Source organism: Vibrio splendidus, from assembly GCF_024347615.1.
Taxonomy (GTDB): Bacteria; Pseudomonadota; Gammaproteobacteria; order Enterobacterales; family Vibrionaceae; genus Vibrio; species Vibrio splendidus.
This window is the reverse complement of sequence record NZ_AP025509.1, coordinates 954,766-972,457: the sequence shown is the minus strand read 5'-3', so window position 1 is coordinate 972,457 and position 17,692 is coordinate 954,766. Positions and strand designations below refer to the sequence as shown.

The 17,692-nt window shown below is 43.0% G+C and carries 18 protein-coding genes; 12 read left to right on the top strand and 6 right to left on the bottom strand.

What is annotated here, in order from left to right; translation table 11 throughout:
- Window positions 1–47 precede the first annotated feature (47 nt).
- Both OCU90_RS21550 and OCU90_RS21545 read right to left on the bottom strand, forming a co-directional pair.
- Window positions 48–392, bottom strand: coding sequence for a hypothetical protein (locus tag OCU90_RS21550; RefSeq protein WP_009844840.1), 345 nt, complete (start codon window positions 390–392; stop codon window positions 48–50).
- A gap of 418 nt (window positions 393–810) precedes the next feature.
- Window positions 811–1,713, bottom strand: a complete 903-nt coding sequence (locus OCU90_RS21545; RefSeq protein ID WP_061021942.1) for a LysR family transcriptional regulator — start codon at window positions 1,711–1,713, stop codon at window positions 811–813.
- Window positions 1,714–1,851: 138 nt separating this feature from the next.
- Between OCU90_RS21545 and OCU90_RS21540 the strand changes: the two genes are divergently transcribed.
- The 5 genes from OCU90_RS21540 to OCU90_RS21520 all read left to right on the top strand — a co-directional run bounded on the left by OCU90_RS21540 (window position 1,852) and on the right by OCU90_RS21520 (window position 7,290).
- Entirely contained in the window at window positions 1,852–2,280 is a 429-nt protein-coding gene (locus tag OCU90_RS21540) for a PACE efflux transporter (RefSeq protein WP_061021940.1), read from the top strand.
- Window positions 2,281–2,459: 179 nt separating this feature from the next.
- A complete protein-coding gene (locus tag OCU90_RS21535; RefSeq protein WP_061022319.1) occupies window positions 2,460–3,440 on the top strand; it encodes a helix-turn-helix domain-containing protein in 981 nt (326 codons plus the stop codon).
- A gap of 357 nt (window positions 3,441–3,797) precedes the next feature.
- The gene (locus OCU90_RS21530) at window positions 3,798–5,174 is read left to right on the top strand and encodes a metal-dependent hydrolase family protein (protein ID WP_061021938.1); all 1,377 of its coding nucleotides are present in this window, start codon (window positions 3,798–3,800) and stop codon (window positions 5,172–5,174) included.
- Window positions 5,175–5,377: 203 nt separating this feature from the next.
- A complete protein-coding gene (locus OCU90_RS21525; RefSeq protein WP_235447498.1) occupies window positions 5,378–5,926 on the top strand; it encodes a DUF3299 domain-containing protein in 549 nt (182 codons plus the stop codon).
- Between the two features lie 164 nt (window positions 5,927–6,090).
- Entirely contained in the window at window positions 6,091–7,290 is a 1,200-nt protein-coding gene (locus OCU90_RS21520) for a carbohydrate porin (RefSeq protein WP_061022316.1), read from the top strand.
- 96 nt (window positions 7,291–7,386) lie between these two features.
- On the opposite strand, the gene OCU90_RS21515 is transcribed toward OCU90_RS21520, so the two are convergent.
- Window positions 7,387–7,854: a hypothetical protein gene (locus tag OCU90_RS21515; RefSeq protein WP_004731619.1), complete on the bottom strand. Its 468-nt coding sequence runs from the start codon at window positions 7,852–7,854 to the stop codon at window positions 7,387–7,389.
- A 343-nt stretch (window positions 7,855–8,197) separates the two neighbouring features.
- Here OCU90_RS21515 and OCU90_RS21510 point away from each other — a divergent pair, with 343 nt between their 5' ends.
- Entirely contained in the window at window positions 8,198–9,202 is a 1,005-nt protein-coding gene (locus OCU90_RS21510; RefSeq protein ID WP_061021936.1) for a Solitary outer membrane autotransporter beta-barrel domain, read from the top strand.
- Window positions 9,203–9,383: 181 nt separating this feature from the next.
- Window positions 9,384–10,445, top strand: a complete 1,062-nt coding sequence (locus OCU90_RS21505; protein WP_061021934.1) for a sensor domain-containing diguanylate cyclase — start codon at window positions 9,384–9,386, stop codon at window positions 10,443–10,445.
- A 37-nt stretch (window positions 10,446–10,482) separates the two neighbouring features.
- On the opposite strand, the gene OCU90_RS21500 is transcribed toward OCU90_RS21505, so the two are convergent.
- On the bottom strand, window positions 10,483–11,478 hold the full coding sequence (locus tag OCU90_RS21500) for a helix-turn-helix domain-containing protein (protein ID WP_061021932.1): 996 nt from the start codon (window positions 11,476–11,478) through the stop codon (window positions 10,483–10,485).
- Between the two features lie 159 nt (window positions 11,479–11,637).
- Here OCU90_RS21500 and OCU90_RS21495 point away from each other — a divergent pair, with 159 nt between their 5' ends.
- Genes OCU90_RS21495 through OCU90_RS21480 form a run of 4 tightly spaced genes read left to right on the top strand, consistent with a single transcriptional unit; the run spans window position 11,638 to window position 15,551 of the window.
- Window positions 11,638–12,759, top strand: coding sequence for an HlyD family secretion protein (locus OCU90_RS21495; protein ID WP_061021930.1), 1,122 nt, complete (start codon window positions 11,638–11,640; stop codon window positions 12,757–12,759).
- The gene (locus tag OCU90_RS21490; RefSeq protein WP_061021928.1) at window positions 12,749–13,768 is read left to right on the top strand and encodes a DUF2955 domain-containing protein; all 1,020 of its coding nucleotides are present in this window, start codon (window positions 12,749–12,751) and stop codon (window positions 13,766–13,768) included. The genes OCU90_RS21495 and OCU90_RS21490 overlap by 11 nt, the downstream gene beginning before the upstream one ends.
- A 22-nt stretch (window positions 13,769–13,790) precedes the next feature.
- Entirely contained in the window at window positions 13,791–14,891 is a 1,101-nt protein-coding gene (locus OCU90_RS21485; protein WP_004731609.1) for an AI-2E family transporter, read from the top strand.
- The gene (locus OCU90_RS21480) at window positions 14,892–15,551 is read left to right on the top strand and encodes a potassium channel family protein (RefSeq protein WP_004731606.1); all 660 of its coding nucleotides are present in this window, start codon (window positions 14,892–14,894) and stop codon (window positions 15,549–15,551) included. It begins immediately after the preceding gene.
- Between the two features lie 145 nt (window positions 15,552–15,696).
- Here OCU90_RS21480 and OCU90_RS21475 read toward each other — a convergent pair whose 3' ends face one another.
- Both OCU90_RS21475 and OCU90_RS21470 read right to left on the bottom strand, forming a co-directional pair.
- Window positions 15,697–16,236: a DUF3332 domain-containing protein gene (locus OCU90_RS21475; protein ID WP_029222428.1), complete on the bottom strand. Its 540-nt coding sequence runs from the start codon at window positions 16,234–16,236 to the stop codon at window positions 15,697–15,699.
- Between the two features lie 260 nt (window positions 16,237–16,496).
- Complete coding sequence (locus OCU90_RS21470) at window positions 16,497–16,658, bottom strand: hypothetical protein (RefSeq protein ID WP_165690356.1); 162 nt, start codon at window positions 16,656–16,658, stop codon at window positions 16,497–16,499.
- 266 nt (window positions 16,659–16,924) lie between these two features.
- Here OCU90_RS21470 and OCU90_RS21465 point away from each other — a divergent pair, with 266 nt between their 5' ends.
- On the top strand, window positions 16,925–17,518 hold the full coding sequence (locus OCU90_RS21465; RefSeq protein ID WP_061021924.1) for a hypothetical protein: 594 nt from the start codon (window positions 16,925–16,927) through the stop codon (window positions 17,516–17,518).
- Window positions 17,519–17,692: the final 174 nt, after the last annotated feature.

The window sequence follows — 17,692 nt, the reverse complement described above, 5'->3', positions numbered from 1 at the left end:
CCTATTGATTGAGCTTTTAAGACAATTTATTTAATACACAGTTTGGTTTACTGAGCGCATAAAGCAACAGTACCGATGATCATAAGAACGATCGCGGCATACCAGCCGTATTGTGCGGTCTTATCAGCAACAAACACTTTAATGTAGTTAAGCTCTTCATGCGCCATTGCAATGAAGTCTGTGTAGTTAATCGATAACTCGCGGCTCGCTTCTTTCAAGTCTTGCTGAAGTTTGTTGAAAGCCTCATCGATGAAGCCTTTTGTTTCTGAAACAGACGGAGTAGCAACCAAAGTTAAGCTATTCCAAACTGCCATACGCGATTCATATTCGCTTTCACTGACACAATTAAGTACGCGTAAATCATACTCTCGTTTGTTACGCTCTTTACCCATTTTCTCAGGGCAAATATTTCTTAAAACGTTCACGACAAATTTTCCAAAAGGTTCATTTAGATATAAAAAAGCACTCAAAGAGGGCTCATAAACTGGGTGCGAATCAATATTCAAAAGTGATCTATTTGAAGCTGTCACAAGTGGTTGCAGGGCAGGGGCACTTATGTGGGAGATTTGAAGTTGGGTCAGTGGTGTTAAAGAGCGATTTGGTTTTGTCGATATCAGTTTGATAAGACAAACCCTTTGGGATCGCATACTAGTTATGTCACTTTGGGATATCAACTAGGGTGTTTTATCCACACGACAAAGAAAATTATCGGCACAAAAAGTGGAAATGAGGTAGTGCTGGAGAAAACACCATCGTCATTGATTTAGGATTCAGTTGCTAAAATAGGCTGAATTCAAGAATTGGGGGAGATTAGTTGGCTTGCCACTGATTGTTCTCTAATGAGTGGCCTTTTAGTTTTTCAAGTAAACTTGTTAACACTGGGCCATTGATATGGCTGCGAGACACTAAGCAACCCACTGGAGTAATCCAACCACCATGCTCGTGTGCCACTGGCAGTGCTACGAGATCGCCTTTTTGAATCCCTTCCATCACCATCATTTCAGGCACATTTGCCCACCCTACGTTCTGTTCAACGAGATCGATGATCGTTTTGTGGTTGTTGGCATACCAAAGCATGGAGCTGATGCCATAGGTGAACCACAATTCGCGCTGCTTAGAACTACGATGCACACATTGGCGGTAGCGCTTTAGGTCTGAGTCTTGAACGACGGGCATTTGGCTCAGCTCGTGAGTGGCGGAGCTAACTGTAAGAAAACGTGCTTGACCCAGTAAGAAGAAGTCCATATCTACTTTAAGTTCACCATCCGCATAGATGATGCCAATTTGTGCTTTGCCGCGTCTGACTAAGTCTTCAACATCGAAGGTTGAGGTGGTAATAATATCGAAGTGTGTGATTGGAAACTGATCGGCTAGTGAGCTGATTATCTTAATGAAATTCTTATCTATGATGCTCTCATCAATGGCAATGATCAGTTCGTGTTCATCTTCTTGTGTCAGCGATTCTACTTTTTGGTCGAAGTACTTTTGTTGGTCGAGAATCGACTTAGCGACAGGCAATAAGGCTTTACCTGTGTTGGTCAAAACAGGGATGTTTTTCTCGCGGTTAAACAGCTCTTGATCGATGGCTATTTCTAGGTTGGCGATCGATTGGCTGACACCAGACTGAGCGCGTTTCAGCTTGCGTGCTGCAGCAGAAAAAGAGCCACTTTCACACACGGTGACGAAGACTTTTAGTTGCTCAAAACTGTACATGTTACTTCTCGCTCAATACCAAATGGGATGATAATGCTCAGGCTATCACTAATCGTGATGGCTGTTAACTTTCTCTTATTATTTCAGGTGACATAATCTCGACCAATCCAACACGTAATAGATTATTTAGAGGAATGTATGAGTACGTTAGAAAGATTGTTCCACTCTGTGTTATTTGAAGTACTGGCCGTAACACTATCAATTATAGGCTTAGCGATATTTACTGATCATGATGTGAATGCCTTATCAGGAACCATGATAGTTGTTGCGACCATCGCGATGATTTGGAACTACTGTTTCAACCGCATTTTTGATCGCTACTTCACGGGTGAAAAATCAAAGCGTTCGCTCAAGTTACGTGTTTTTCATGTCGTGCTATTTGAGGCAGGCTTGCTGGTGGCGACGATCCCAGTGATGGCTTACTTACTTGATGTGGGGATTTGGCAGGCATTTTTAATGGATATCGGCGTGACCATTTTTATTACCATTTACGCGTTTGTGTTTAATCTGATTTACGATCATATACGAGCATTCTGGGTACGCAGAGCGGACTTAGCCGTTCAGTAATCTACCAAGTCAGTAAATACTAGTTTGGCTACTAACCGTTTGTTTATCCGTTATTTTGACGGAGGTACCCGGTTAGTAGGTCTAGGTAACTGGGCGTTTGTTCTGCTATCTTAAATAAGGTGATAATTTGAGTTCGTGAAAGAACAGATTAAGAGGAAAGGATGCCGAATATCCCTCAAATGACGGTTGTAGATAAGAAAGAAGTCGAATTGTTCGCGGAACTGTTCAAACATATTGATGGTGAAATCTATACCTTGTTACGCAGTGCCCAAATCCCTAATGATATTCTCACCAGTAATGACCATTACGATTATCTTCCTGAGACCACGGTTAAGAATGTGGTCAAGATTATGGGGGAATCTGCGTCGAGAGCAGAGTTTTCGCTTTTTATGTGGAGCTTTTGTAAGCAAACCTATGTACCAAGGTTTGTGGCTAAGCTAAGCCAGCAGGATTCATTGAAAAGCGCGCTAGACCAATTTGGTGAGCAGCTGAAGCTCGTATCCAATGGTGCGAATGTCTATACCAAGCAATCCGGAGGCAAGTGGTGGTTGGTTCGCGAGAAGCCGTTTACTAACGCACCGTGGTTTAAGTTCGCTGAACTGTTCTCTGTTATTTTCATCAACGAGCTACTTTCAGTATTAACACAAGGTCGTTGGAAGCCGTCTGAGGTCGGAATTCAAAGTGGCGATCTCGAATGTTTTCAATCTCTTCCCCAAATGGGCAGTGCTCAGTTTTATACGCATAGACCGGTCACTGCCTTTGAGATCCCTGAAGAAATCATGCTTGCGCCGATTGTTTTACCCAAAGTCGCTCAAGCATCAGATCTCACTAAGCCTTTACCTAACTCATTTCTGAGCGCTTTTAAGCTTGTTATAAAACCTTATCTCACGATGGGAAAACTGCCAATTAGCTTAGCTTCTGAGATTCTAAATATTCATGTCAGAACGATCCAGCGTCGGTTGGAAAGTGAAGGGGTGGTCTACAAAACCTTGATTGAAGAGATGGTTCTTGAGCAGGTTTTAGAATTGCTTAAGCAGTCAGATCTATCGATCACACAAGTAGGCGCGAAAATGGGCTATTCCGATTCTTCCCACTTTACCCGAGCCTTCAAACGACAGATGAACATGACGCCAAGACAGTACCGAAAAGAGTACAGCTAACGTCGGTAAGCAACAGTACCAAGCTATCAGTAAGAGCTCCGGCAATAACAGTTCCGCAGCGAAACTCTAGCCAATAAGTAATAGCTCCAGCCATTAAGCAGAAACCGGTGCTTGAACGCATAATTATTTATTGTCACCAAATGGCCATTTGTGAACCTTGAACACTGGCAGTATCACTACTAAGTTATTGAATGTGGATGAGTTGTTTTTACCTCGATTTTCTCCCGGAATTTTGATTAGATTTTTGTGATTATCGCGGCTAATAAAAACACCTTTGAAACCTCATAACACTCATTAGTAGTTACGGAATCGTTATGGGAAGTGGACTCCACTCATAAACGGAATCAAGGTGTATAAATGAAAAATGCAGGCTTAAATCTCTCTGTTATTGCTCTTTCGTGTTCATTTGCTCTTTCTGCAAATGCCGCTTCAACGTTATTCACCAATGTTGATATTTTCAATGGTACAGAAAACAAACTTTACGAAGACCATCACGTATTGGTTGAAGACAACCTGATCAAGCAAATCTCCGCAAATCCAATAGAAGCCGGTGAAGCTAAAGTGATTGATGGCGAGGGCAAGACTTTGATGCCCGGCTTAATCGATGGCCATGCCCATGTCATGATTAACTATAATTTTGGTGACATCGAAACCAACAAAGATCTCACTGACATCTCAATTCATGCGACTCAAGTAGCTAAGCGCTACCTAGATGATGGCTTTACTACCGTTCGTGATATGGGCGGACCCGCCTTTGGTTTGGCACGTGAAATTGAGAGTGGTAATGTCGTTGGCCCTCGAATTTATCCTTCTGGTGCATTTATCTCTCAAACATCGGGGCATGGTGATTTCCGAGATAGAAGTGATCCCGGTTTTACACCGAATTCTGTAGGTGACATTTCCAACTTCGAACGAATGGGTATTGGTGCGGTTGCCGATGGCGTACCAGAAGTGTTGAAAGCGACACGATTGAACCTACGAAATGGCGCGACTCAAATCAAGATCATGGCTGGTGGCGGTGGTTCATCTCGATTTGACCCAATAGATACGACTCAATACTCGGTTGATGAGACATGTGCGATTGTTGAAGCCGCTAAAGATTGGAATACCTATGTCGCGGCACACACTTTTAACGATCGATCGGTAAATCGATTATTGGATTGTGGCGTTAAAAGCTTTGAACATGGGTTCTTTATTAATGATGAAACGATGAAGAGAATTGCCAAAGAAGGCGGATATGTTGTTCCTCAAATGTGGGGATTATCGCCAGATTTAGCGAAAAACCCGTTAATGCCAGCTGAGAAATTGCCAATGGTCGCCCAACTTCAAGAAGAATACGGTGATTACGGTAAACGATTGTTAGAAAACAATGTGAAGGTCGTTTTCGCCTCTGACTATGTAGGAGCAGATTCCGATGCAGAGCGAGCTCGTCGTTACGAAATTTACTGGCGCACACAAGCTTTCGGCAGCAACTTTGAAGTATTGAAACAAATGACTTCAACGGCTGGTGAGATGTTGGCGATGTCAGGCCCTAGAGGCACCACACAAGGGAAATTAGGCGTTATTGAAAATGGAGCGGTTGCAGATATCTTATTGATTGATGGTAACCCATTGGAAGACATGGCAGTGATAGGCGCGACTCCGGAATGGTTTGACGCTGATCCTGAATACAAGACCATCGACACTATCAAATTGGTAATGAAAGATGGCGTTGTATACCGCAACGAAATGTAATTTCCGATTCGATTTTTAATCATTTGGTAGGGGAGCTTTTCCTCTACCTACTTCCTTTTTGTTGTGTTTGGTTGGAGTAGATTTTGATGGTTGATTTAAAATCAATATGCTCATTTTTGATGTTCTGTTGTTTGTCATTTTCATCATTGGCTAGTGAAATAAAAGTGACGTACTGGGATGAGTTAGTTCCGAATATGGAGTTAATGGAGGATCCATTTCAAAAGTTAGATAGAAATCAGATGTTTGACATGGCGACTATTGCTCGCTTTAAAGAGGCTCAGTCTAAAGACGGTTTTGTGGCAAGTGACGAAGCAACGCAAGAAATCGTTGAAGTGACAGAGAGGTTGAGAAAACAAAACGTCGATGTTGAAGCGTTATTTGTAGCTCGTGAACAGATTATGAAGCAACGCGAAGCGTTGGGTTCGAAACCCAATACTGAAGTGGTAGGTAGTAAACATCGTATCCCTGGTTACATCACGCCGATTGAAATGGATGGAACTAAGGTGACCAAGTTTTTCTTAGTACCTTCTGCTGGAGCCTGTATCCACACTCCACCACCTCCAGCGAATCAACTGGTGCTGATAGACTACCCGCAAGGCATTGAATTGGTGAGTTTAATGACGCCGGTTTGGGTTGAAGGGCAGTTAACAGGGCACCAATCGAAAGAAAATGTGAATTACTCTGACGGCGCAGCCAACGTGCAGTCGGTCTATGCTATGAAAGCGGACGGTATAGAACAGTATCAACCTTAGCTAGTACGTCTAGTTGAATACAATCTATTGTTGGAAGTATCTAAATCACTCAGTGTCATCAAATGACAATTTTCAATGTGAGTAATAACTAAAATAAAACTAACTTAAAAAGCACTGGTGACATGATGAACTCAAGATTCTCTAAAGTAAGTATGGCAATTGTGATGGCGGCTAGTCCAATGAGCGGCGTTGTTTACGGCGCTAACTTTGAAGGCCCAGATTCTGTTGAAAATACAATTGCAGAGCAGAAAGCACAAAAGAAATCTTGGAGGGAGTCATTAGCTGAAGATGGTTTTACATTTGGTGCAGATTACTTTGCTTTGGGGCTGACCTCTGGGGATGGGGTTGGCGGCGATAGCGTTGATGCATCGTCGGGTGTGGCACGATTATACGGTTCATGGCATCTATTAGGTAAGGACACACAGAACTCAGGTAGCCTGGTTTGGAAGGTGGAACATAGGCATGCCTATGGTGATACTGCGCCAAAAGACTATTCATTCGGCCCGCTTGGCTATGTTGGTGCAATTGGCCCTGCATACAGTGACCAAGGGTTTCGTGTTACGGACTTAAACTGGAAGCAAAAAATCAATGATGGCAAAGGGACTATTGTTGTCGGTTGGCAGGATGTAACGAACTATGCGGATGTTTACGCTCTAGCAAGCCCGTGGTCTGGCTTTACTAACTTGGCATTCTCGACAGGCTCCGGTGCGATGGGCTTGCCGGATGACGGTGTATTGGCCCTTTCTGCCGGTCATATGCTAGGCGAAAACTTTTATGTGGTCGGTGGTATCGCTGATGCAAATGGTCAGTCAGATGATATTTTTGATGGCTTTGATAGCGCTTTTGGTAGTGATGCGTCTTACTTTACAACACTTGAATTAGGTTGGACGGCTTCACAAGAACTGATTTATACCGATAACTTCCATGTGACGTTCTGGGACTTTGGTGACGATACTCGCCACAGTAATAGCCTTGCTGCGGAAGGTGGCTCGGGCGTTAACTTCTCATGGAGTCAGTTCATGACTGATCAAGCTATGCCGTTTGTACGTGGTGGTTTCTCTGAAGGGGATGTTGCCCTTTACGATAAATCGATTTCTGTTGGTATGGGTTACTTTGGATTAGGAAAGCCGACCAACAACCTTGGTGTAGCGCTAAATTGGGCGGAAGTGAATGGTGATTCTTTTGCAGCTGATGCGAAAGCAATAAGTGGTAATACAGAGCAATGGACGGCTGAAATTTACTACAACATGCAACTCAACGATTTCATCCAAGTGACACCTGACATCCAGTACATAAAGGATCCTGCATTCTCCAATGAAAGCAGCGCTTGGGTGTTTGGTATTAGAGCGAGAGTCTTTATCTAACTTCTCTGCTTGTTAATCGCTGAAACCTAAAGAATAGATGTAAAAAGTGAGCCTGTTTGGCTCACTTTTTTTGTCTTAGGTCTGTATCAAAAGCGGCTATGCTTTTTCGGCTTTGGGCGTGTCATCAAGTGCGAAGTAGATCTTTGAAACAATAATCTCTGCGACCAAAATAGTAAATACCACAGCGAAAAACGCCACCACACCATTCCAAGGGCCTGTGAAATCTACCTTGTCGCCAAATAAGATATTGATGGCTTCCAGCATTACAAACTTAGAACCTACTAAGATGACGTAACTGGATAAACCACGATAAATCTTAGGCGCAGTCCCCGGTTTAGATTTGAAGTAATCAGCCAGCTTATGTTCTAAACCGATAGACAATTTGAGCAATAGCTGGAGCAGAATCGCAGCTGCAAATGAGATGGTGAAAGACTCGATATTGACGAAGTCCCAGTATTCATCAAAAAAATTAAGAACGGTTAAATCGACGAGTACCGCAAGCGTGTATCCGACAAAGAGTCGTTGGGGCGTATTAAATCCGTATACTTTTTCTATATTGCTCATCTACTTCTTCCTGAGTAAAGGGTTATAAAAAACTTAGGAGTTAATCCTATAATTTTCAACCGCTTATTGTTTTATATGCGAAACAGGTCTTAAAGTCAGTTTGGCGCATTATGGTAAGTAAGGGTTTTAAGAATGATCCAAGATAAGACTCCAATTTAGACAGAGGCGCATATGATTATTCATTTTAGAATCCAAGACGTAGAAGAACTTTGGGGAGCCATCGATTTAGCAACGCTCTTGCAGTTGGAACTGAGAGCAGTATCAACCACACCGTTAACTCTCTGATTGAAATAGTTAAGTTACCAATTACACTTGAAGCATAAGTTTGAATGGAGTCAACTTAATGCTTTCACCCCAATCGCAGTATTCCTCTTCTTTTACTCTGATCTTAACTGGCCTTTTTTCATCCTCAGCCTATGCCTCAAATGAAGCGATTCAAAATCGTTTAGAGAAGATCTTCGCGGCTTCCATTGCGTTGACTGACAGCGATGCCGTATCTATTGGCTTTGTTGATTTTGACCCAAATTCATTTATCAATTTGAACGACAGTGGTTTTGGTTCCGATAAAACCATCGATACTCGAAGCCAAGTGAGTGTGGGCTCCATCCCTTACTCTTCCGTGATTAAAACGGATGACCCTGACTTCGACCTTATTTGGTCTGTGCGAGGGTCTTATGCGCTTTCTGAACAGGATATTGAGATCTCATCAGATGTGACTCCTGACCGTCGTGTTAACCCAAATGAAGACTCGGTATTGGGCCTGTATGGCTTTTTCGGAGGGCAAAACCATTTAAACCAACATTGGTCTATCGCCTATGGCTTAGGCACTCACTTGCTCTATTACCGCAATAAATACGAATACAACAACAGCTACTCTCAAGCATTTCAATCTCAGCTAGACGGCTACGCGTTGAATACATCAGCATGGGCGCTTGTTGCAGAACCTTCAGTCAAACTTCAATACTTGCAACCAAAGGAGTGGGGCAGTTGGAATGTGTCTTCAAGAGTTCGTTACTTTTATGGAGCAGGCTGGGGCGAAGCGAACGATGGCGATATCGGAAACCCAGAAGGGATGCGATTCATTAATGAACTAGAGTTTAGGCAAAATGTAGCGCTCGATGCTTGGTCGCTTAATAACCCTCAAATCCACTATAACTTAACAAGAATCGATGTCGCGGGTGATTTGACTGCTCCTTTAGATACGCACTATTACTATGAATTCGGGGCCGGATTAGTATTTGATGTGCCTTATGACTCTTACTTTTTTGACAACTTCGGGATTGGAATTAACTTCAATTATGGCAGCTCGTTGAGCGGTGGTAGCTTGTTGTTCTTACTCAATAATTAGTTGTTCTCTATTAATAACTAGCTCTTTCTATTAAACAACTCGTTTCTTCTGATCAATAGTTAGCATAAGCCTATGCGCTTAATGTTCGATATGTAATTTGAATTTGTATGTGTCGTAAAATGGTAAATATCTTAGTGGAAACTTAGCCATCATAGTCATTCGCCCATCACTAGAGCAGACTATGAATAAGTTAAGTTTGGACCGAAAAATGCCGCTATACGTGGTGTCTACACTTGCCCTTAATATGGCAGTTAGCTTGTGGTTATTGAGTATGGCTTCTTCGGCAGTCATGGCTTTTTCTGTGTGCGCGTTGTTTTTGCTCAGCACCCTCATTACTGCACGCCTATATCGACATGAAATGGCTCAAAGCAAGAATAGCTTGTCGGAAGCGATCATTGATGGCGTCGCTGGTTTTATTGTCCTCGATAGTCAATTGAGGGTCATACAAGTGAATCAACAGTTCTCTCGAGTTTCAGGTTATGCCTTTAATCAAGTCGAGTCTCGCCCGATTTCTGATCTCTGTTTTATGAATAACAGCAGTTTAATATCGACCATTACTCGCTCACTCAAGGAAAACCAGAGATGGAAAGGTGAGTTGAGTGGCGTCAGTCGACTTGGTGAGCAGTTTACCGTTAACGTTGTAGTGGAAAAGCTAACCGAAATCCTGCCGCACAATAATAAGTACGTGGTGACCTTTACCGATATTAGCCGACGCAAGATATTGGAGCGTCGATTAAGAATGCTGGTGGAAACGGATTCACTGACAGGGTGCTGGAATCGACGTCGCTTTGATAATGACTTAAAACATTATTCAAACCTAGCGGAGCGTTATGGTTATACGCATTCCTGTCTGGCGTTGATCGATTTAGATCATTTCAAGGCCATCAATGATAATCATGGTCATGACCAAGGTGATTCAGCGCTGAAAGAGGTCGCTGAACTGTTGAGAAATAACAGTCGAGACACCGACATCGTCGCGCGAGTAGGCGGCGAGGAGTTCGCTATCTTAATGCCAGAAACTAACTTGGCAGAAGCGTTTGAGGCGATGTATCGATTGAAAGAAGTGATTGCCAAAGGGACAACATTGAACCTGACCGTAAGCAGTGGTGTGTCTGAAATACAGGCGCAAGCCGAAGCGACCTATCGCAGTGCAGATAAGGCACTTTATCGTGCCAAAGGTAATGGGCGAAATAGAGTGTGTAGCTCTAGCCCAGGCTGCGCGACACCTATTGCCCTTGGCTAAGAGTTGGTCACACTTAGCTAATCGGTGAGAGTGGTATCTAAGCCGAGATTGAGCGTTGGTAAATCTTCGGCGTAAGACCAGACACACGCTTAAACGCACGAGAAAAATGCGAGATGTTGGTGTAACCGAGCTGGCTAGAAATGTAGGTCAGCGTGTGGCCTTCTTCCATCAGTTCGCAAGCTACCGAAAACATCAGGTTCTCTTTGATTTTTCGATAAGTAGTGTTTTCGTTCTTGAGTTTGCGTTGGAACGTTCGCACCGAAAAGTTGAGTAGTTCAGCGGCTTCTTCGAGAGAGAGATCTTGTTCTTTCATGTACGGCTTTAGAAGCTCATAAACGCTATCGGTAAAGCTGGTATGCCACTCAATAAGTGTCGGTTTAGCACTGAGTTCTTTAGAGGTTAGGCGAATTGGGAGTTGTAATATTTCTTCAGGAATAAGTACAGCCGTCGACGATTGATCAACAAACAGTTGGCAGCTACTTGGCACCAGTGTTTTGACGACATCGATGTCATGTCCTTGCAGACGCACCTTATTAGGTAACCATGGAAGTTGGGATAAAATGGTTATTAATTCAATGATATATGTAATCGCAAAAGCTTCTCCCCATTGAAACATAGGGGAATTATCTTCCGGGGCAGTACGGCAAAACCAGCTCTGACCGTGTTCTTGAATAAACTCGACTTTGCTGCCTGGGGAGTCGTAGGCAAAGATTGAATTGATCTGTTTTAGTGCATCACCAATGGTTTCGAATTCGGTAAATTGATGCAAGACATTTGGGATGATTCGACGTCGAAATGCGAGTCCAAGAATATCGGTGAACCGAGATACGCCGAGTTGTGCCGATGTAAGATAAATCAAACGCTTAATGGATTCCGATGGCACAAAATCACTTTCTGATTCGATAAGGTCGGGTGGTAAACCGGAATCTTTAAGCAACAGATGTAAATCAAGACCATAGTCAGAAAATACCTGAACCAGAATCTTGGCGTAGTTCGTTTGAATTACCGGGACTTGGTAGTGACTAGAGGTCATGAGAATACAATCCTGTATATATTGTTGCATTATTAGACGTGCATATCATTTGCAACGTTTTGTTTACTAAATCTAACCCTATTTACTTGAGTTTTCCATCGCTGGGTTTATTTTTAAAGTATTAATTTTGTTGATGTTAGTTATCTAGAAGGGAGTCCCATGTCAGAAGTCAAAGGGAATAAGCAAGAAGCCAATGAAGAAGTTGGCCAGCAAGAAAATGGAAAAGACAGAGTAAGAAAGGTCACAAACTACCTATTGTTGTTTGTTGCATTCATGTTGATCTTCAGTGTCATTTCAGACCGAATCATCCCTATTACTGATAATGCTCGTGTAAAAGGTTATATCGTTCCAATCAAGCCAGAGGTGTCGGGAAAAGTTCTCGATATACTGGTTCAACCTAACCAACTGGTTAATCAAGGCGATAAGTTAGCCATTTTAGATGAGTCTGATTACCAAATAGCAGTACAACAAGCCGAGCAAAATTTAGAGATTGCAGGCCAAAATGTCGGAGCTCAAACCGCGAGCATTGCTTCAGCTCAAGCGAAACTCACTTCAGCGATTGTTGAAAGACAAAACACCAAACTGCAAGCCAAGCGTGTTTTAGAGATGGCCGACAAAGGTGTGGTTTCTAAATCAGATGCAGATAAAGCGCGAGCAGCATTAGCGACCTCTCGAGCAGCTGTTGTGAATGCAGAGGCTGATCTTGAAGGTGCGAAGCAACAAATGGGTAAAGAGGGACAAGAAAACAGTCAAGTGAAAGCGGCGTTGCTGGCACTTGAACAAGCTCAATTGAACCTAGAGCGCACCGTGATTACCGCGCCGACACAAGGTGGTGTTTCTAACTTTAGCCTGTCTGAAGGGTTTTATGCATCGGCAGGGCAAGCAATCATGACCTTTGTTTCAACCGAAGATATTTGGATTGAAGCTTATTATCGAGAGAACAGCCTAGGTAATGTAACGGTCGGTGATGAAGTTGAAGTGGCGTTAGATTTCGCACCGGGCAAAGTGGTAAAAGGGCGCGTAAGTAGTATCGATTGGGGGGTTGATTGGGGGCAAAATGATCAAGCAGGTAAGCTTGCGCAAGCTAGTCAACAAACGGGTTGGTTGCGCCAAACACAGATGCTTCCTATCACCATTGAATTTGATAATGAAGAAGTGACAGGCATGCTCCGAGTGGGTGGCCAAGCGGATGTGATTGTTTATAGCGGTGACAACTTTGTGTTCAACGCGATAGGCAAAGTATGGATTCGTCTGATTAGCGTATTGTCTTATGTTCGATAAGCCGATTCTTGATCAACAAACACAGCAACGAATCCTGCGATTTACTGTCGGGGTTACGTTGGCTGTTTTCTTGGCGGCGTGGATAAACTGGCCACTTGCGTTTGTGGCGCCAGTGTTCACTGCTAAGTTCCTAATTGATAAACCAAACCTCCATAAGGAAACGGTCTACGAATTGCTTTTGGCCGTTGTGGTGACGATGGGGTTAGGTTTATTGCTGTCGCGAGGAATTACCCATTACCCAATCCCATTGCTGATTTTAGTGGGGCTAATGATGCTTTGGGGTTACTACTTGTTTGTCGACCCTAAATGGAACCTTTTCGCCACCATATTGTTGATTGCTGTCTTGATGTTGCCATTCATGGCGATTGATAACCCTGGCGTTTCGGTAATGCTGGCATCTGGCTTGGCGACCTCTGGTGTGGTTTCAGTGATGCTTTTTGCGTTAGTGCATGTGTTTTTCCCTGAGCCTAAATCGGAGTTCTCAGGCTTCGCTGCTGCGCCACTCGAAAAGAAACAGCGTTGGTATGCAGCCTTTAGGGCGATGATTATCTCCTATCCAGTGGTATGTTTTTTCTTTATCTTTCAAATATCTGAAGCTTTATTGACAATGATGTTCATTGCGCTGTTATCGTTGATGATTACGTCAGAGAAGTCGATAAAGTTGAGTGCTTTTCTAGTGATAAGTAACGGTATCGGGGGATTGCTCGCGATAGCGGCTTTTTCAATCCTTTCGATTGTTCCTAATATTATCTTCTACTCTTTATTCATAGGCTTGGTCGCTATTGTGATCGCCAAGAAGATCTACACGGTTCCCGAAAAAGCGCCGATTTTCGCCACTGCATTTAGTACGTTGTTAGTACTTGTCGGTAGCACTTTGATGAGCTCAGGCGACATCGATAGCAACACTCTTATACGCATATTCCAATTAGTGTTAATTGGTATATATATGATTTTGGCTTCTTTATTCCTAGAAACTCGGAATTGGAAGTTCCTACAAAATCAGCCTTAATTATGTCTTACAAGGACGTCTCATGAAGTTAACCGATGATTTTTCAAAACAGGCGATAGACGCTGCCATCAAGATCGCAGCAATTGCCATGCTCGTGTATTGGTGTTTCTCGATTTTACGCCCATTTATTCTATTGGTTATTTGGGGGGCGATCATTGCGACTGCGCTCTATCCAGTTGCTGTCGCGATTTCAAATAAGACGGGAATGTCGAAAGGAAAAGCCAGCGCATTACTGAGCTTTATCGGAGTACTGTTACTGCTCATTCCTTTAGTTGCGCTCTCTTCCGGTATTTACACTAGCGCATCGGACCTAATGACAGGGCTACAGGACGGAACCTTGTCTCTGCCGAAACCCAAAGAGTCCTTGCAAGATATCCCATTAGTTGGCGAAAGAGTCTATGCCGCCTTGGTCCATGCTTCTTCGAATATAGAGGGCGTGTTTATCACGTATGCAGACGAACTTAAGGTATTTGCTTCTAAAATGGCATCGATCTTAGGCTCATTGGGCGGTGGTTTTGTCCAATTTATTATCTCAACCATCATTGCAGGTGCGTTCATGAGTAACGCCGATAAATGTCAAACCGGTGTGACTCACTTAGTGGTTCGTTTAACGGATGGCAAAGGCGTAGAGCTCGTGCAGTTATCTAAATCGACTGTGCGCAGCGTTGTGCAAGGTGTGATTGGTGTTGCTGTGATTCAATCTATCATGTCGGCAATTGGTTTGGTTATCGCGGGTGTTCCAGCCGCGGCATTGTGGGCGCTAGCGGTGTTACTGGTCGCTATTATTCAGTTGCCGCCGATTCTTGCTTTGTTACCTGCCATTATTTACATGTTCAGTGTCGAATCGACACTGGCGGCGAGCTTATTCTTAGTGTGGTGTATTTTGGTCAGCGGCAGTGACGCTATCTTGAAGCCAGTACTACTGAGCCGTGGCTCTCACATTCCAATGTTGGTCATTTTGCTTGGTGCGTTGGGCGGAATGGCGATGTCAGGCATCGTTGGTCTGTTTGTTGGTGCTGTGATACTGAGTTTAAGCTATGAGCTGATGATGGCGTGGCTTGGGCTTGAAGAGAAAAACCAACAAGAAACTGAGAAAAAACCAGCAGAGGCAGAGGAAAAATAGATGAAGCCAGTCTCTAAAGACGACAACTTCTACTTCTTATTCTATGCACTGTTGGTGTTGTTTTTTGGTTGCGCGGTGATGCAGCAGTTTTATCCGCAAGGCCAGAAAACAATACTATTTCTCATCATCATTACTCTGGCGAGTTCAATTGTCGGTATTCATAAAGAGCGAGCCTTGTATCGCTCTTGGTACGGGCTGTTATTGATTACGGCGCTAGTGTCGGGTGTGTTTTCGTTTTTGGAAGGCTATAACCTGTCGATAGTGACGCTATCAGCGTTGGCTGTGTTCTTGTTTTCACACATTTACTCGGCGTTGAAACAGGTGATGAAAGCCAAAACGGTGACGCCCAATCACATTATCGGCTCGATCTGTATTTACTTGTTGTTGGGGTTCGCTTGGTCGACCATCTACTTGTTGATTTTAGAAATATTTCCCAACGCCTTTAATGGGTTAGAAGAGCAAATCTGGCTAACCAATTTGTTTAATGCGATGTACTTTAGCTTTATCACGTTGACTACGGTTGGTTATGGTGACATATCACCGGCATTACCTATTGCTCAGTTCTTCGTGTTTATGGAATCCATTATCGGCAGTTTTTACTTGGCCATAATGGTGGCAAGTTTGGTGAGTATTCGGCTTACACAGTCTCAATCCCAATAGAGCGGGTACAAATAATAGATCATATACAAACAAGCCCGGCAATTGCCGGGCTTGTTCTGTTTTACGCTTTTTAAAGTCAAACCTAGCTTTGAGATTGAACTCCCTATGGGCTACGAATCTTAAGCCTTAGTGTGAGCTACAAACCTTAAGCTTCAGTGCCTTGTATCTTCTCTAATTCAGCTATGGTCGTTTGTGACACAAGCTGACCATCCATGTAATAACTAACGTTTTGCCCCTCTTTGATACCTGTCAGAGTTGCCGTTTCACCAGAGGTATAGACGATGTCCATTTGAACCGTGTTTTCGTCAATCTTAATCATCTCACCCGTTTCAATCGTGCGATTGTTTGAAATTGGGCCTACAGGGGCTTCTTTCAGGCTTGGGTCTAGGTCGTCGTTCACTTCGAAGTGTGTATCTGTTTTTGTATCAAATACGTGTGGCGAACCACTGATTGGGTTTTTACCTGTCCAAAATTCAAGTGAGTTGAATACGACATAGTCGGCTGCGGTTGTAATACCGTACACAGGCGCTAATAAGAAGTTTACACCTGCACGAGCATAGCGGTTATCGACAACTTCAACGTTAAATTTCATCACTTTCCCTGTTACGGCGTTGCTGCCGATACAACCAGTTAGCGCAGAAGCCAAAACCGTTAGTCCTACAATTTTAAGTGCAATCTTTTTCATTTTAGTACCTGTATAAGTTAGAAGTCTGTTTTGTTGGAACAGGTGTAGTATGGTTTTTATTCGATTCACAGTTTTACCATTTAACGCCACTGACGATAGAAAATTAGTTATGTACTTTAAGCATCACAAGCTAGATCTAGAAAAAACGGACATAGAAAAGCTGGCTACAAAAATCGGAGCATAAAAAAAGCGCGACCTAATAGGGCGCGCTTTTGAGTATTTGGATAAGTCGTAATGAAAACAACGACTTCAATACAGAATTACTTCATCACATATGAATAGGCCGATACGACAAGCCAGCGGAAAAATCGAAATAAAAGGGTAGTGGCTTTAACGGTAAACTTGGCGATTGATACCGTTGCTTCTGCACCAATGCTAACGCACTTATGCAGATCGGATTCTTTGTATTCTGAATAGGTCATATGGTTTCTCATTTCTCGCTGTTGTCTTTCATATGTAAGTAATGACTCCTGTCTGGCGATATACCCTGAGCACGTAATGTACGAACTTTCGCAGAGAGAGATTTACCATTTCATGCCATATGGATTAATAACTAGCCAAAAGAGAAAGGGTTGAGAGAATTTAACGGCATAGCTAGGTGTAACTGATCAAGTTACCGAAAAAATGAGGTTGTATAGTGGTATGATCGCGGGCTCAGCACCATAAGTGATAAAGAATAGGAAACAGAATGACTCACCTTACCGATCAGCAAGAAGCTGCAATGGCGACGTTTAAGGAAAACTTACACCTTCCAAATGGTGGTTTTCATAAACTGATTATCGATCTAAGTAAGGAATATCAGCTGCCATTTCAAAAGGTGCGCGCCGTTTTAAAGAAAGCTCAAAAAGACGTGGAGCGACAGATACGAGAAGACTTTACCAGTGTTGATGACACGGTACTGAGCCAAGCCAATTGGGTAAATATCATTAAGTCGAAACTTGTTGAGCTAGCGGAAGAAAACCAAACAGTCATGGATAAGCTGCAACAAAACCTGAAGTATCAAAAAGTGTTGTCGGCAACCAATGGTTCAATCGCAAGTGAAGATGAACGTGATGAGTTGATTGAAGAATTGATTCAAGCTTATGAAAAAGAGGTATTCAAACCTTTACTGGCCATGCTGCATACAACAAAGCTGTATTGGAAATTAATGCTGGTGGATGAGACATGTAAGATGAATGAGGAGAATCGTGAGAAATTCAGTGATTACCCTCAACACATGCAAGCTGCAGAACACTTATATACTCTTGATCAAAAGTTAAGGTCGATGCCGTTAACTTATTAGTCCATGAACGCAATGATAATGACTCATTGGTGATTCAGAGTTTGATATAAGTTGGTTTCAATAGAAGTACGATAACCTAGCTAGCGTTAGCCGCGTGTGAAATGCAAAAAGGGCTAGGTTTCTAATCTGTTTTACTTCTACTCTATTTTGTTCTGCTAGAGCGAATTGAGGGTG

Coding starts and splice junctions, on each gene's coding strand:
- OCU90_RS21550 (WP_009844840.1), bottom strand. CDS start 392: ATGGGTAAAGAGCGTAACAAACGAGAGTATGATTTACGCGTACTTAAT.
- OCU90_RS21545 (WP_061021942.1), bottom strand. CDS start 1,713: ATGTACAGTTTTGAGCAACTAAAAGTCTTCGTCACCGTGTGTGAAAGT.
- OCU90_RS21540 (WP_061021940.1), top strand. CDS start 1,852: ATGAGTACGTTAGAAAGATTGTTCCACTCTGTGTTATTTGAAGTACTG.
- OCU90_RS21535 (WP_061022319.1), top strand. CDS start 2,460: ATGACGGTTGTAGATAAGAAAGAAGTCGAATTGTTCGCGGAACTGTTC.
- OCU90_RS21530 (WP_061021938.1), top strand. CDS start 3,798: ATGAAAAATGCAGGCTTAAATCTCTCTGTTATTGCTCTTTCGTGTTCA.
- OCU90_RS21525 (WP_235447498.1), top strand. CDS start 5,378: ATGGAGGATCCATTTCAAAAGTTAGATAGAAATCAGATGTTTGACATG.
- OCU90_RS21520 (WP_061022316.1), top strand. CDS start 6,091: ATGGCGGCTAGTCCAATGAGCGGCGTTGTTTACGGCGCTAACTTTGAA.
- OCU90_RS21515 (WP_004731619.1), bottom strand. CDS start 7,854: ATGAGCAATATAGAAAAAGTATACGGATTTAATACGCCCCAACGACTC.
- OCU90_RS21510 (WP_061021936.1), top strand. CDS start 8,198: ATGCTTTCACCCCAATCGCAGTATTCCTCTTCTTTTACTCTGATCTTA.
- OCU90_RS21505 (WP_061021934.1), top strand. CDS start 9,384: ATGAATAAGTTAAGTTTGGACCGAAAAATGCCGCTATACGTGGTGTCT.
- OCU90_RS21500 (WP_061021932.1), bottom strand. CDS start 11,478: ATGACCTCTAGTCACTACCAAGTCCCGGTAATTCAAACGAACTACGCC.
- OCU90_RS21495 (WP_061021930.1), top strand. CDS start 11,638: ATGTCAGAAGTCAAAGGGAATAAGCAAGAAGCCAATGAAGAAGTTGGC.
- OCU90_RS21490 (WP_061021928.1), top strand. CDS start 12,749: ATGTTCGATAAGCCGATTCTTGATCAACAAACACAGCAACGAATCCTG.
- OCU90_RS21485 (WP_004731609.1), top strand. CDS start 13,791: ATGAAGTTAACCGATGATTTTTCAAAACAGGCGATAGACGCTGCCATC.
- OCU90_RS21480 (WP_004731606.1), top strand. CDS start 14,892: ATGAAGCCAGTCTCTAAAGACGACAACTTCTACTTCTTATTCTATGCA.
- OCU90_RS21475 (WP_029222428.1), bottom strand. CDS start 16,236: ATGAAAAAGATTGCACTTAAAATTGTAGGACTAACGGTTTTGGCTTCT.
- OCU90_RS21470 (WP_165690356.1), bottom strand. CDS start 16,658: ATGACCTATTCAGAATACAAAGAATCCGATCTGCATAAGTGCGTTAGC.
- OCU90_RS21465 (WP_061021924.1), top strand. CDS start 16,925: ATGACTCACCTTACCGATCAGCAAGAAGCTGCAATGGCGACGTTTAAG.